Source organism: Microlunatus endophyticus (assembly GCF_014646195.1).
GTDB lineage: Bacteria > Actinomycetota > Actinomycetes > Propionibacteriales > Propionibacteriaceae > Microlunatus > Microlunatus endophyticus.
The window spans coordinates 617,385-631,385 of record NZ_BMMZ01000001.1; the positions used below are offsets into that span (position 1 = coordinate 617,385).

Consider the following 14,001-nt stretch of genomic DNA (forward strand, 5'->3'; position numbering starts at 1 on the left):
AGCCAGACCGATCGCCGCGGTCCGACGGCGCCGTGATCACCCCCGGCCGTCCCAGATGTGACAGCGCCGCAGACGCTGCTCGCCGGAGATGACCCGGGGCTCGGCGATGATGGACGCCATGGGCGAGATCAGCGGCTTCGACTGGTGGTTCCGGGACCGGGACTACGTGCTGCGGGAGAATCTGGAATCCCTGGAGGCGAGCTCCGCGGCGGCGGCCAGCCGTAGTGCCCGACTGTCCAGCCAGCTGTCCCAGCTGCAGGGCAGCCTGGAGCATCGGCTGAACGCACTGTCCTCGGCCTTCGACGCCTATGTGCAGCTGGGCGATGTCCGCGAGCAGCTGGCCGCCTTCAGCGAGGCGGCGACGATCCGCCGCGAGGCACTGGTCGCGATCGGTGACCTCGGCGACGGCAGGCCGGCAACCCCGGTGGACGACCGCGGCACCGACTACTGGGTGGCCGCCGCCACCAACGCCATGATCGCCAGGATCTCTGGTGCACCCGACGCGGCCGGGGCGGCAGCCGTCTCCGGCGCCGAGCCGGAGGCCCGGCTGTTCCTGGTGGCAGCGGCAGGGGCGCTGGGCCACGGAGCCGAGGTCGCACACGCGCTGCCGGCCCTGCTGCACAGCGAGGACGGCAGGCTCGATGATCATTAACGCGACCTGTGGCAGGCGGTCGTCCGGGGTGACTTCGGCCCAGGGCTGATCGGTACCGTATTGGCCGGCTGGCATGATCAACTCGCGGCCGCCGGCGAGTCCGACTGGTGGAACTGGGCCACCGACCGGGGCGCCGCGGCCGGTCAGGATGGGATCGACTGGATCCTCGGGCAGGCGCAGGATCGGAGCACTCCGGCGGACCAGCCGCCGGCCGTCCCGGGCGATGATCAACCGGCCGCCGGCGGCAGCCTGCGTGGCCTGGTACTGGAGTTGATCAATTCCGGTTTCGGCGACGAGAAAGCCCTGCTGGCGACCGCACGCAGCCTGCGGGCACGGATCGAGAATCCCGGCGCTCCCGTTGCCACCAACAACGATCAGCCGGTCGGCGTCGGGGCGGTCGAAGTCGTCCGATCCACCTACCTCAGCGTGCAGGACCCCGATACGAGGGCGGTGATCTTCGCCGCACTCCTGCCGTTCCTTGCCGCGGCGGCGGAGGCACAGGCACCGCGGTTGCTGTCCCAGGAACCAGCAGTGGTGACGGTCCGGCTGGCCGGCCGTTCGGTCGGCGTCACCGCGACCGGGCCGGATCCCGCGGCGCTGCGCGCAGCGAGCGGACCGGCCGAGCAGTGGTCGGATCCCGCGGAATCCAAGCCCGGCTTGTATGCGTTCACCGTTGTCGCCATCGCCTGTGCCGTGATCGGGATCGTGCTGATCCTGATCGGCGTGGTGGTCTGGCTGGCGGTGATCCTACTGCTCGCGGCGGTGGTGACCGGGATCCTCGCGATCCGAGCGCTCCGCGCGGGTCGGCAGCAGGAGGAGGGGCGGCAACTGGCGGCCGCGGACCGGGATCGGACGATCAGTGAGGCGAAGGAGCGCGCCGGTCAGATCGACCAGGCGCAGCGTGAGGCGACCCGCAAGACTGCTGACCAGCTCGACCGGATCCGCCTGCTGGTGTCCGAACAGGCGCCGCAGGGCGAACCGGCCGTTCCAGCCGAGCAGGCAGACCAGCGGATCGCCGGGTCGATCGGCTGACCGACCCGGCGACGTACGGCGGTGCTACTCGCCGTCGTCCTTGAGGTACTCGTCCGCCTTGTCCTTGGCGATGTCGGCGCCCTTGTCGATCTGTTCGGTGTATTCGCCGCCGGTCTTGTCGTCGGCGAGGTCGGCGGCCTTGTCGACCGCGCCGTCGACTGCTTCCGGTTTGCGGCCGAGGAGATCCTTGGCCCTGTCGAAGATACCCATGACACGCTCCTGCCTGCTGGGATTGACCCAGGGGCGTCCGGCGTGGCGTCCCTGACACCAGCCATACTTGCCCATTGCGAGTGATAGCGGAAGGTGCATCGGCTGTGCAGCAAGGGACCCAACCCAACCCGACGGGCATCCTGGTGCCGGTGCTGGTGGGCGCGACGGCGTCGGGGAAGACCTCGCTGGCCGTGCGGCTGGCCCAGCGGCTGACGGCCGACGATCGCCCGGCGGAGATCGTCAACGCCGACGCCATGCTGATCTATCGCGGTATGGACATCGGCACGGCCAAACCGTCGGTGGCCGAACGGGGCGGCGTACGCCATCACCTGATCGACATCCTGGACGTCACCCAGACCGCTTCGGTCGCAGAATTCCAGGCCCGTGCCCGGGACGCGATCGCGGACTGCCGGCGGCGCGGCGTGGTCCCCGTGGTGGTCGGCGGATCAGCGCTGTACGTACGGGCGGTTGTCGACCGGTTCGAATTCCCCGGCACTGATCCGGTCGTACGGGGCCGTCTTGAGGACGAGCTCGCCCGGATCGGTCCCGAGGCGTTGCACCGACGCCTCGGCGAAGTCGATCCGCCGGCGGCGGCAACCATCGAGCCCGGCAATGGCCGGCGGATCGTACGTGCTTTGGAAGTGATCGAGCTGACCGGCACTGCGTACGCTGCCCGGCTGCCCGAGCACACCTACGCCCTGGACGGCGTCGTGCAGATCGGTCTGGACGTGCCGAGACCGGTGCTGGACCAGCGGATCGCCGACCGGGTGCAGCAGATGTGGAGCGCCGGATTCGTGGACGAGGTCCGCCGGCTCGAGCGTGCAGGGCTGCGGGACGGCGTGACGGCCAGCCGCGGGCTGGGCTATCGGCAGATCCTGGACTTCCTGGACGGCATGATCACCGAGGCCGAAGCCAGGGATCGTACGATCGCGGCGACCCGGAGATTCGCCCGACGCCAGGACGGCTGGTTCCGCAAGGATCCGCGGATCAGCTGGTTCGATCCGGACGACGACCGGCTCGTCGATGCAGTGGCAGCGCTGCTGGCCCGGCCGGAGCGCTCAGATGGATGATCGTCGGGTCGGCTGGCACACTGGAGCTGTGGCCAGCAGTCGATCGATCGGTTTCGCCAAGGGGCACGGGACTGAGAACGATTTCGTGATCATCGCCGACCCTGAGGGCGAACTGAAGTTGTCCGACGACGACGTTGCCTTCATCTGTGATCGCCGGGCCGGGATCGGCGCCGACGGCGTGCTGCGTGTCGTGAGGTCGCAGTACGTCCCCGACTGGGGCGGTGACCAGGACCTGTGGTTCATGGACTACCGCAACCACGACGGCTCGACCGCCGAGATGTGCGGCAACGGGGTCCGGGTCTTCGCACGCTATCTGATCGAGAACGGGTTGGCTGACGGCCCCATGATCAACATTGCGACCCGGGATGGCGTGAAGCCGACCGAAGCGCTGGGCGACGGCCGATACCGGGTGGCCATGGGTCCGGTGATCGTCGACCAGCCGGAGGTGGCAGTTCAGCCTGCAGGGCTTGAGATGCCGTTGCCTGCGCGTGCTGCCGACGTCGGCAACCCGCATGCGGTGTCCTTCGTCGATGATCTTGAGAAGCTGGACCTGCGGACGGCTCCGACCTGGTCGCCGGTCTTGCGCTTCCCGGACGGGGTCAACCTGGAATTCGTCCGGCGGATCGGCCCGCGACACATCGCGATGCGGGTGTTCGAGCGCGGATCCGGCGAGACTCGCTCCTGCGGCACCGGCACCTGCGCGGCTGCTGCTGCCGCGGCCGTCGAGGCGGGCCAGACAGAACGCCCGGTCAGCTATCGCGTCGACGTACCGGGCGGAACGGTCGAGGTCGAGCTGCATGATCACCAGAGCTATCTGACGGGGCCGGCCGTGATCATCGCCACCGGCGAGTTGATCTTGCCGGGGTGACACCCGAAGGGCCGTAGGATCGGCCACCATGACACAACCGCCGGGCCAGCAACCGTGGCCTGCACCCACCGGACAGCTGGTGCTGAATCTCGAGTCGACCTGGGGCAGCAGGTCGATGATCACCCCGCAGCTGCGGATCAACGGCCAGTCGGCCCCGGTGCGCTGGGGACATAACGAGATCCCGGTATTTCCCGGGCGGCTGGACGTCGAGATCACGTGCACCTATCTGTGGGAGTACGGACGCGCTCGCGACACTGTGCCGGTGAACCCCGACAGCCGGGTCGAGGTCTACTACTCGTCGCCGTACTTCACCTTCCTCTCGGGTCGGATCGGTCCGGTCCCGCAGCCGCACCGCGGCAAGCTGGCGCTCTGGCTGCTGCTGATCGGTCTCGCGATCGTGGTCGTGCTGGTCATCATCGGCGCCATCGCCGGCTCGTAGCGGCTCGGACGGATGGCCGATCGTCCGCCGCTCGCCCGCTGAAGTGCCGATCGCCCGCCGCTCGCGGATTGTCCGCCGCCGGCGGATGGGCCATGGAAGTGGTGACAACGGGAGTTCGTGGTCGGTTTCGGCGCGGATCGGGCAGCGGCGGAGCAACTCTGTGGGTAAACCGGGTGCCACTGTTGGTGGGGCGTGCGAAACTGGAACCCAACATGACCGAACGTTCCACGAATCTCCAGTCCGACCGCGCGACCGACTTCGAGGCCGAGGTCAACTACGACGGCGAGCAGCTCGACCTGGCCGACCGCATTTCGTTGCGCCGGGTCGCCGGGATGTCGACCGAGCTCACCGACATCACCGAGGTCGAGTACCGCCAGCTCCAGTTGGAGCGGGTGGTGCTGGTCAGCGTCTGGACCTCAGGCAGCCAGGTCGACGCGGACAACTCTCTGGCCGAGCTGAAACTGCTGTCGGAGACCGCCGGCTCCGAGGTGCTCGAGGGCCTGGTCCAGCGCCGCGACCGACCGGACCCGGCGACGTATATCGGCAGCGGCAAGGTGGCCGAGCTGCGGGAGGTGGTCGTCGCCACCGGCGCCGACACCGTGATCTGCGATGGCGAGCTCGCGCCCGCCCAGCTGCGCAAACTCGAGGACAAGGTCAAGGTCAAGGTGATCGACCGGACCGCCCTGATCCTGGACATCTTCGCCCAGCACGCCAAGAGCGCCGAGGGCAAGGCGCAGGTCGAGCTGGCCCAGCTGCAGTATCTGAAACAACGTCTGCGTGGCTGGGGCGGCAACCTGTCCCGGCAGGCCGGCGGCCGGACGAGCGGTGGAGCCGGCATCGGCGGCCGTGGTCCCGGCGAGACCAAGCTGGAGACCGACCGACGGCGGATCAACACCCGGATCGCCCGGCTCCGCGCGGAACTGCGCGAAATGGACTCGACCCGCGAGACCAAGCGGGCCGAGCGCCGGCGCAACAAGATCCCGTCGGTCGCCCTCGTCGGCTACACCAATGCCGGCAAGTCCTCGCTGCTGAATCGGCTCACCGGCGCCGGCGTGCTGGTCGAGGACGCACTGTTCGCGACTCTCGATCCGACCACCCGGCGCACCCAGACCGCCGACAGTCGCGACTTCACCCTGACCGACACCGTCGGCTTCGTCCGCCACCTGCCGCACGATCTGGTCGAGGCCTTCCGCTCCACCCTGGAGGAGTCGGTGCTGGCCGATCTGCTGGTGCACGTCGTCGACGGCTCCGATCCCGACCCGCAGGGCCAGATCGAGGCGGTCCGCGAGGTGCTGCGGGAGATCGGCGCCGACCAGGTGCCCGAGCAACTGGTCATCAACAAGGCCGACCGGGCCGATCCGGCGACCCTGACGGTGCTACGGCACCAGTTCCCCGATGCGTTGGTGGTGTCTGCCCGGACCGGTGCCGGGATCGAAGAGTTGCAGTCCCGGATCGACGAGCGGTTGCCGCGGCCCGGAGTCGAAGTGCAGGCTCTGGTGCCGTACGAGCGCGGAGACCTGATCAACCGGATCCATCACGAGGGCGAATTCGACAAGCTGGAGCACACGGCGCAGGGGACGTTGGTCGTTGCGCGGGTGCACGAGGGACTCGCCGCTGAGCTGAGTTCCTTTCTCCTGTCCGAGGGTGCCGATACCTTGGTGCGGTGATCCCGCGAGCCCTGAGCCTGTCGAAGGGTTCTGATGAGCACCGCTGAGCGTACGACCGGTTCCACGGCTCCGACCGCCCAGGACGTTCTCGATGCCGCGGTCGCCGAGATCGGCGGCCAGCATCGGCCCGGCCAGGTTGCCATGGCCGAGGCGATCACCGAGGCGTTCGGCAGCGGCCGACACCTGTTGGTCCAGGCTGGGACCGGCACTGGCAAGTCGCTGGGATACCTGGCGCCGTCGCTGGTGGCGCTGGCCGACGGATCCGTGCAGCGGGTGGTCGTTGCGACCGCGACGTTGGCGTTGCAGGCGCAATTGGCGACCAAGGACATCCCGGCCGCGCTCGCGGCTGCGGAGCAGGCCACCGGCCGGCGGCCCAACGCCGCGATCCTCAAGGGCCGTACGAACTATGCCTGCCGGCTGCGGGTCAACGGCGGTGCCGAGAGTGCACAGCAGTCGCTGATCGATGCCGCCGACCTGGCGGAGAGCCTGCGGACGGCGATGGCCGGCCAGCCGGAGCAGGACGAACCCGACAGCCCGGGCATGTCCACCGCGCTCGGTGCCGAGGTGCTCGCACTGCGGGAGTGGGCCGAGGCGGAGCACGAGCGCGGCGGGCTCGGTGATCGTGACGATGCGCCGACCCACACCGAACGAGCCTGGCAGCAGGTCTCGATCCCGGTGCGCGAATGCCTGGGGATCCAGGCCTGCCCGTTCGGCGACTCCTGTTTCGTCGAGCGATCACGGGAGAAGGCACGGGGCGCGGACCTGGTGATCACCAACCACGCCCTGCTGGCCATCGACGCGATGCACGGCCGGACCGCGCTTCCGGATCATTCCGTGCTGATCATCGACGAGGCGCACGAGCTGGTGTCTCGGGTCACGGGTGCTGCGTCGGCGGAATTGCACCCGACGACGATCGAACGGGTCTCCCGCCGTGCCCTCAGCTACCTCGACGATGATCTTGCCCTGGACCTGATGGAGGCTGCCGATGGTTTGCGGGAGGCACTGGACTCGGTGTCACCCGACCGGATCGAGGACACCTCGTCGCCGGTGATCGCCGCGGTGGACGCGGTCCGTGGGACGTCGCGCCGGGTGGTCAGCGCGCTGACGTCCGAGGGCAGCAAGAGTGAGGACAACGATCGCAAACAGGCCGCCGCCGCGGTGAAGGAGATCTTCGATGTGGCCGACCGGATCGTCAAGATCGATGATCATGACGTGATCTGGGTCGCCGATTCGGAGCGGACCGGACGCGATCTCAGGGTTGCCCCGCTGTCGGTCGCCGGGCTGATGCGGGACCGGGTCTTCAGTGATCGTACGGTGATCATGACCTCGGCGACCCTGAAGCTGGGTGGTGACTTCACCGGGGTCGCGGCCTCGGTCGGCCTGCGGTCCGGTGAGCGGGACGACGCCCCGCGGTCCCATGATCAACAAGCTGCGGTCCGGCAGGCATCGATCCGGGCCGGCGAACACGCCGAAGCCCACGATGGTCTTGAAGAGGGGCTCGGAGACGATCTTGAATTCGATGACGAGCCGGGGGCTGCCGGAGGGCCGCGCACGAAGCAGACGGAGAAGCCCGGCAAGCCGGAGACCGGGCCGCTGACCTGGCGCGGGCTCGACGTCGGGACACCGTTCGACTATCGCCGACAGGGCATCATGTACGTCGCCCGCAACATGCCCAAGCCCGGTCGGGACGGCCTGGGCGAGGAAGTGCTGGCCGAGATCGCCGAGCTGGTCTGGGCGGCCGGCGGCCGGACCCTCGGGTTGTTCTCCTCCCGCCGTGCGGCCGAGGCCGCCGCGGTATTCGTCCGCAAGCAGCTGCCGAAGATGACCATTCTCTGCCAGGGCGACGCCCAGCTCACGGAGTTGACCAGACGTTTCGTCGAGCAGGAGGAGGCCAGCCTGTTCGGCACGCTGTCACTGTGGCAGGGGGTCGACGTACCCGGGACCACCTGCCAACTGGTGATCATCGACCGGATCCCGTTCCCGCGGCCGGACGAACCGCTGACGGTCGCCCGTCAGCGCGCCGTCTCCGAAGCCGGCGGCAACGGCTTCATGGCCGTCGCTGCCACCCACGCGGCGCTGTTGCTCGCCCAGGGTTCCGGTCGGTTGATCCGGCGGTCCAGCGATCGGGGTGTTGTCGCGGTGCTCGATCCGCGGCTGGCGACGGCTCGCTACGGAAACTTCCTGCGCGCCTCGATGCCGGACATGTGGCCGACCAGCGATCGCGAGCTGGTCGTGGGTGCGCTGCGCCGCCTCAACGGCAGCTGAGCGCCTCGAGGGTGCGGTGCGTCGGAGAATAATCGGCCGCTGACCGTCGGAATCCGGTCGGTTGGGACGACAGTAGGAATGTGAGCGAACGGTGGCAGGTCGAGCCCGAGCCGGGTCTGCTGCTGCTCGAACTCTATGACGAGGCGCTGCCGGCTGTCTTCGGTTACCTGCTGTCACGGTCGGGGAGCCGTACACTCGCCGAGGATCTGACTGCCGAGACGTTCGTTGCGGCTATGGGATCTCTGCGCGCCCGGACCACGTCGCAGCCGACGGTGGCTTGGCTGATCGGGATCGCCCGACACAAACTCGTTGATCATTGGCGCAGGGCCGAACGCGACGAGCGCGCGATTCGCGTGCTGAGCGGGGGCCTGGTTGGGCCGGAGGATCCCTGGGAGTCGGAGATCGACGCCATTCGGGCTCGTGGGGTGCTGATGCGGCTGGGCGCCCCGCATCGTGCGGCACTCACGTTGCGGTATCTGGACGGGCTGTCTGTGCCGGAAGTCGCCGCGCACCTGGATCGCACCATCCATGCCACCGAAGCACTGCTCGTACGGGCCCGCGCGGCCTTCCGCCGCAGCTACGAGCGAGAGGAGGGCGAGTCCGGTGGCTGACCCGTTCGACGCCCTTCGCGAGCCGGTGGCACCCACAGAACCCGATCCGGCATTCGCCGAGCGACTCCGGAGCAGGCTGCAGCAACTCCTGCTCCACAGTGAACCATCCGACGGAGGAGATATGAGCGCGTCCACTGCAGCAGGATCCGACCCGGCCGAGTTGGCCTTGCCGCCGGCCATTGTCCCGTACCTCGGCGTCAGCGACGCCCGCCGGGCGCTGGACTGGTATGTCGAGGTCTTCGATGCCGAGCGCAGGGGGGAGGCGTACGTCAATCCGGACGGCAGCATCGGTCATGCCGAGCTGGGCATCGGCGACGCGGTGCTGATGCTGGCGGAGTACGGACCCCGACCTGCCGCTGCCGATCAGCCGGCGACCGGACCGGCCCACTCGCTGTTCGTCACGGTGCCCGATGCCGACCGTACGGTCGATCGCGCCGTATCGGCAGGCGCGACGCTCGAACGTCCTGTTACGGACGAGGCCTATGGCCGGACCGGTGTCATCATCGATCCGTTCGGCCACCGGTGGATGGTCAGCACCCGCCCACGAAGCGCCACCCGTGCCCGGGCCGGAGACATCGTCTACGTGACGATCTGGGTACAGGACCAGGAGCAGGCCGTACGGTTCTACGAGAACGTGCTCGGGACCAGGGTCCGCGGCAACACTGCAGCGCCGACGGTGTCGATCGCCGGACTCGATCAGCCTTACGCTCCCGAGGATGCGCGACCGGCAACGGTCCCCGTCTACCGGGTTACCGACCTCGATGCCGCGCTCGAGCGGGTGCGTGCCGCCGGTGGCCGGACCACGGAAGCATCGCAGGAGCCGTACGGACGGATCGCTGACTGTTACGACCCTGAAGACACCTGGTTCGCCCTCTGGGAGACTCCACGAGGCTGAACGATCACGGCGATCATGACCCGGGTTGCACCGGAACCTTGCTGGCACGCAAGGATGTCGGCCATGAGTTCCGACGCCTTGGAAGCCGCCCTGTCCGACCGCCCGTACCCGGGCCGGGTGATCATCGTCGCCAGGACCGCGGCGGGGATCGTTGCCGCGTACGCCGCGACCGGTCGCAGCGAAGCGTCCCGACAGCGCCGGATCCGGCTGACCGAGACGGGCGACCTGCTGGTGGAGCCGACAGTCGGGGATGCCTCGGACCCGCTGCGGCACTATCGCGCGGTACGCCGCGTGGACGGGTGTTTCGTGCTGGGTAACGGCAGCCAGGTCGACCCGGTCGCGGATCGGATCGCGTCCGGAGCCGTACCGTCGGTCGCTCTGGAAGACCTCGAATACGAGCCGGACCCGCCGATCTTCACGCCGCGGATCACAGCAGTGGTCGGTGACGACGACACCGTCTGGTTGGGGGCCGCACACCGCGGATCGGCCGACCGGGCCTCGGCCGACACGATCGTGACCCGCGCCGGGCGACTGGACGTCGGCGAAGGTCTGCTGTTGTCGACCTACCGCGGGCCGGTGGCCGAGCCGGTCACCAATCGGGTCCCGGTACCGATCACCACCACGGCGACCACTCACGCCGAGCTGGCCCGGCAGCTGTGGGACGGACTCGACGCCGAACGCCGGGTGCTGTCGGCCGGCTTCGAGCCGAAGGACCATCTCGCCGATCCCGTTCTGATCAACGCCGGCTGATCAACGCCGGCTGATCAACGCCGGCTGATCAACGCCCAGGGTGCTGGTCGAGCACCTGAGGGTGGTGCGCGGCCACCTCGGTCTGCGAGTCTGACAGTGCCCACACCCTCGACGTCGCCGTCGACGGCCCGGTCCAGCTGCACGCGAACGAGCGCCGTACGGTCACCGCGGACAAGATCGTGATCGCCGTCGGCACCACGCCGGCGCGGCCCGCGCACATCCGGTTCGACGGCGTACGGGTGCTGGACTCGGACCAGATCCTCAACCTCGACAAGGTTCCCGACTCGCTGGTCGTCGTCGGGGCGGGCGTGATCGGCGTCGAGTACGCCTCGATCTTCGCCGCACTCGGCACCCGGGTCACGCTGGTCGAGAAGCGGCCGAACATGCTGGACTTCTGCGACCCGGAGATCGTCGAGTCGCTGAAATTCCATCTGCGGGACCAGACGATGTCCTTCCGCTTCGGCGAGGAGGTCGCCCAGGTCGAGTCGAGTGATCGCGGCACCACCACCACCCTCGCCTCGGGCAAGCGGATCGCGGCCGAGGCGGTGATGTATTCGGCCGGCCGGCAGGGCAACACCCGCCGACTTGATCTTGCCAACGCCGGGCTGGCGGCGGACAACCGTGGCCGGTGGTCGCCGATGATCATTATCGGACGGCGGTCGAGCACATCCATGCCGTCGGCGACGTGATCGGCTTCCCGGCGTTGGCCGCGACGTCGATGGACCAGGGGCGGCTGGCGGCCGCACACGCTTTCGACGAGCCCGCCCATGATCTTGCCGCCCTGCAGCCGATTGGCATCTACACGATTCCGGAGATCAGCTACTGCGGGAAGACCGAGGCGGAGCTGACCCAGGAGGCCGTCCCGTTCGAGGTCGGGATCTCGCGCTATCGGGAACTGGCCCGTGGCCAGATCATCGGCGACCCGTACGGGATGCTGAAGTTGATCGTGCACTCCCAGACCCGCAACATCCTCGGCGTGCACGTCTTCGGCACCAACGCCACCGAACTGGTGCACATCGGCCAGGCGATCATGGGCTGCGGCGGAACCGTCGACTACCTGGTCGACACAGTCCTCAACTATCCGACGCTCTCGGAGGCGTACAAGGTCGCGGCCCTGGATGTGACGAACAAACTGCGCGCCGTCGACCGGCTGGTGGGCTCGATGCTGGCCGGCGACTGAGTGGGGTCAGCCGATGATCTTGATCAGCGCGTCGGCCAGCCGCTGGTAGTCGTCGGGGGTGTTGTAGACCGCACCCGCGATCCGCATCAGGGCCTCTCCGCCGAACTCGTGCATCGGGACCTGGATGCCGAACTCGTCGGCCAGCCGTTGCCGGGCAGGGTTGTCGCCGCGAAGCAAGTGATCGGGCAGCCGTACGATCCGCATCGTCGGCGCGGGATGCACCGGCAGACCGTCCAGGGACGTCCCGAGTGCGTCGGCCAGCAGCCGCTGTCCGGCGTCGACCGTCGCACTCTGCCTGTCGATCTGCTCCCACCCGCCCAGCTCGGTCCAGAAGTCCAGCCCGGCCGGCGCCGCCAACCAGCCCGAGTAGTCCCAGGTGCCGGGGTGATCGAACGCCTCGGCGTAGCCGTCGTGCAGGTGCCAGCTCAGCACGCTCGGCGGCGTGCCGGCACGGCGGTCCTCGCGGGACCACAGCACCGCGGTGCCGCGGGGAGTGAAGGCCCATTTGTGCAGATTGCCGACCCAGTACGCGACCCCGAGCTCCTCGATGTCGACCGGGAGGGTGCCGGGCACGTGCGCGGCGTCGACCAGGACCGGTGCCTCGATCGCTGCTGCGATCTCTGCCACGGGCAATACTGTCGCGGTCGGGGAGGTGATCTGGTCGACAATCACCAGCCGGGTCCGCGGACCACAGACAGCGACGAAGGCGTCGACGATCTCGTCGTCACCGGCGCCGAGTGCGAATTCCGCCGCCCGGACCGAAGCGCCGCGCCGGCCGGCCCAGTGCTCGGCCGCGATCCGTACGGCTCCGTAACCGTGGTTGCAGACGACGATCTGATCGCCCGGTTCAAGATCAAGTGAACTGATCACCGCGGACGCGCCCTCGGACACATTGCGTACCCAGCCGACGCCCTCGGGGTCGACGCTCAGCCACGCGGCGACGAACCGGCGCGCCTGCGGCACGAGTTCGCGGAGCTCAACGCTGTTGAAATGATTGGGATTGCGTTCAGCCCGGTCGCGCCAGGCCTCGGCATGTCTGCGCACCGCGATCGGCGCCACACCGAAGGCTCCGTGATTGAGGTGCAGTACGTCGGGATCGAGTCCGAATTTGTCGAGCAGCTCCAGGTCCACGGGTCCATGATCGCTGGTCGGACGACTGTGCCGCCAGTCGGGGCAGCCTTGAGCGGTCCGGGCAGCTCACCGGGACCGACCGAGCAAGATCAAACTTTGCGCAGCACCGCCACGACGATGCCCAGGATCGATGCGGCGTCGCCGTCGATCGGGTCGTACGCCTCATTGTGCGGCATCAGCCAGACATGACCGTCGACGCGCTTGAAGGTCTTGACCGTCGCCTCGGTGTCCAGCAGAGCTGCCACAATGTCGCCGTTCTCCGCGGTCTGTTCTCGTCGGACGACGACCCAGTCACCGTCGCAGATGGCCGCGTCGATCATCGAATCGCCGCTGACCTCGAGCATGAACAGCTCGCCGTCGCCGACGATCTGCTTGGGCAGCGCGAAGACGTCCTCGAAGCGCTCCTCAGCGAGGATCGGGCCGCCGGCCGCGATCCGGCCGAGGAGCGGAACGTGAACCGGAGCCGGGAAGGCGTCGTTGATCGCGGTCTCGTCGCCGGTCGTGGCCGGTCCGGCCTGGCCGATCCTGCGGACGGTGGCGGGCTCGCCGGAGTCGTCCTGGTCCGGTGTGCCGAAGTCCTGGGGGAGAAACACCTCCATAGCCCGCGGGCGGTTCGGGTCCCGGCGCAAGAAGCCCTTCTGCTCGAGCACTTTGAGCTGGTGGGCGACGCTGGAGGAACTGGCCAGGCCGACCTCCTCGCCCAACTCGCGAATGCTCGGTGGGTAGCCGCGACCCTCGACGGCTTCCTTGATCACCTCGAGGACCCGGCGCTGGCGTGGGGTGAGACCGCTCGCGTCGGCCGGGCCGTCGGGTAGCGATGTCACGGTCGCCCGTTGGGCGGCGCGTGCCCTGGACGCCGCGATCTGGGCCTCGACGTCGACATTGCGCGGTCGACCGCGCTTGGGAGTGGGGATCGGCCGCGATCGTGGTGTCGGCTTGCGCGTGGACTTGGCTGCCGGTGCGCTGACGGCCTTCTTGCCGGTGTTCTTGCCGGTGTTCTTGCCGGTATTGCTCCCGGTCGTGCCGGTCCCGCCAGGGCTGCCGGGCTTCTTCGATTCGGCCATAGGTCCACCGTACGGGAATTTCTTGTGTCGAATCAAACAATTGTTCGATGTAGCGGTCGGCGTGTCGCGGGGACTTCGCGCACTGGTCGGCCCGGCTGTTCGGACGGGCTGTACGCATCGACTGTCAGTGGGCCCTGCTTTGCTGGAATGCAGGTGGTCGCAAGCCT

The 14,001-nt window shown here is 68.6% G+C and carries 15 protein-coding genes; 12 read left to right on the top strand and 3 right to left on the bottom strand.

The window, feature by feature from the left end:
- Positions 1-118 precede the first annotated feature (118 nt).
- Together IEY07_RS03070 and IEY07_RS03075 are read left to right on the top strand one after the other, a co-directional pair.
- On the top strand, positions 119-652 hold the full coding sequence (locus tag IEY07_RS03070; RefSeq protein ID WP_188893667.1) for a hypothetical protein: 534 nt from the start codon (positions 119-121) through the stop codon (positions 650-652).
- 60 nt (positions 653-712) lie between these two features.
- A complete protein-coding gene (locus tag IEY07_RS03075; protein ID WP_188893668.1) occupies positions 713-1,684 on the top strand; it encodes a CDP-alcohol phosphatidyltransferase family protein in 972 nt (323 codons plus the stop codon).
- Positions 1,685-1,708: 24 nt separating this feature from the next.
- Here IEY07_RS03075 and IEY07_RS03080 read toward each other — a convergent pair whose 3' ends face one another.
- A complete protein-coding gene (locus IEY07_RS03080; protein WP_188893669.1) occupies positions 1,709-1,894 on the bottom strand; it encodes an antitoxin in 186 nt (61 codons plus the stop codon).
- 104 nt (positions 1,895-1,998) lie between these two features.
- On the opposite strand from IEY07_RS03080, the gene miaA reads away from it, so the two are divergent.
- The 10 genes from miaA (at position 1,999) to IEY07_RS24010 (ending at position 11,639) form a co-directional block, all read left to right on the top strand.
- On the top strand, positions 1,999-2,964 hold the full coding sequence (miaA, locus tag IEY07_RS03085; protein WP_229669636.1) for a tRNA (adenosine(37)-N6)-dimethylallyltransferase MiaA: 966 nt from the start codon (positions 1,999-2,001) through the stop codon (positions 2,962-2,964).
- Positions 2,957-3,832: a diaminopimelate epimerase gene (gene dapF / locus IEY07_RS03090; RefSeq protein WP_188893670.1), complete on the top strand. Its 876-nt coding sequence runs from the start codon at positions 2,957-2,959 to the stop codon at positions 3,830-3,832. The genes miaA and dapF overlap by 8 nt, the downstream gene beginning before the upstream one ends.
- Before the next feature lie 28 nt (positions 3,833-3,860).
- Positions 3,861-4,271 (top strand): hypothetical protein, encoded by a 411-nt coding sequence (locus IEY07_RS03095; RefSeq protein WP_188893671.1) that lies wholly within the window; start codon positions 3,861-3,863, stop codon positions 4,269-4,271.
- A gap of 212 nt (positions 4,272-4,483) precedes the next feature.
- Positions 4,484-5,938 (top strand): GTPase HflX, encoded by a 1,455-nt coding sequence (gene hflX / locus IEY07_RS03100; RefSeq protein WP_188893672.1) that lies wholly within the window; start codon positions 4,484-4,486, stop codon positions 5,936-5,938.
- A gap of 33 nt (positions 5,939-5,971) precedes the next feature.
- Complete coding sequence (locus IEY07_RS24540; protein WP_188893673.1) at positions 5,972-8,203, top strand: ATP-dependent DNA helicase; 2,232 nt, start codon at positions 5,972-5,974, stop codon at positions 8,201-8,203.
- Positions 8,204-8,283: 80 nt separating this feature from the next.
- Positions 8,284-8,814, top strand: a complete 531-nt coding sequence (locus tag IEY07_RS03110) for an RNA polymerase sigma factor (RefSeq protein ID WP_188893674.1) — start codon at positions 8,284-8,286, stop codon at positions 8,812-8,814.
- Between the two features lie 121 nt (positions 8,815-8,935).
- Entirely contained in the window at positions 8,936-9,709 is a 774-nt protein-coding gene (locus IEY07_RS03115) for a VOC family protein (RefSeq protein ID WP_188893675.1), read from the top strand.
- Between the two features lie 63 nt (positions 9,710-9,772).
- Positions 9,773-10,459: an IMP cyclohydrolase gene (locus IEY07_RS03120; protein ID WP_188893676.1), complete on the top strand. Its 687-nt coding sequence runs from the start codon at positions 9,773-9,775 to the stop codon at positions 10,457-10,459.
- Positions 10,460-10,638: 179 nt separating this feature from the next.
- Positions 10,639-11,148 (top strand): FAD-dependent oxidoreductase, encoded by a 510-nt coding sequence (locus IEY07_RS24005; RefSeq protein WP_229669638.1) that lies wholly within the window; start codon positions 10,639-10,641, stop codon positions 11,146-11,148.
- Positions 11,088-11,639, top strand: a complete 552-nt coding sequence (locus IEY07_RS24010; protein ID WP_229669639.1) for an oxidoreductase dimerization domain-containing protein — start codon at positions 11,088-11,090, stop codon at positions 11,637-11,639. The genes IEY07_RS24005 and IEY07_RS24010 overlap by 61 nt, the downstream gene beginning before the upstream one ends.
- 6 nt (positions 11,640-11,645) lie before the next feature.
- Here IEY07_RS24010 and IEY07_RS03130 read toward each other — a convergent pair whose 3' ends face one another.
- Positions 11,646-12,770, bottom strand: a complete 1,125-nt coding sequence (locus IEY07_RS03130) for an aminotransferase class V-fold PLP-dependent enzyme (protein WP_188893677.1) — start codon at positions 12,768-12,770, stop codon at positions 11,646-11,648.
- Between the two features lie 89 nt (positions 12,771-12,859).
- On the bottom strand, positions 12,860-13,834 hold the full coding sequence (gene lexA / locus IEY07_RS03135; RefSeq protein ID WP_188893678.1) for a transcriptional repressor LexA: 975 nt from the start codon (positions 13,832-13,834) through the stop codon (positions 12,860-12,862).
- Positions 13,835-14,001 lie beyond the last annotated feature (167 nt).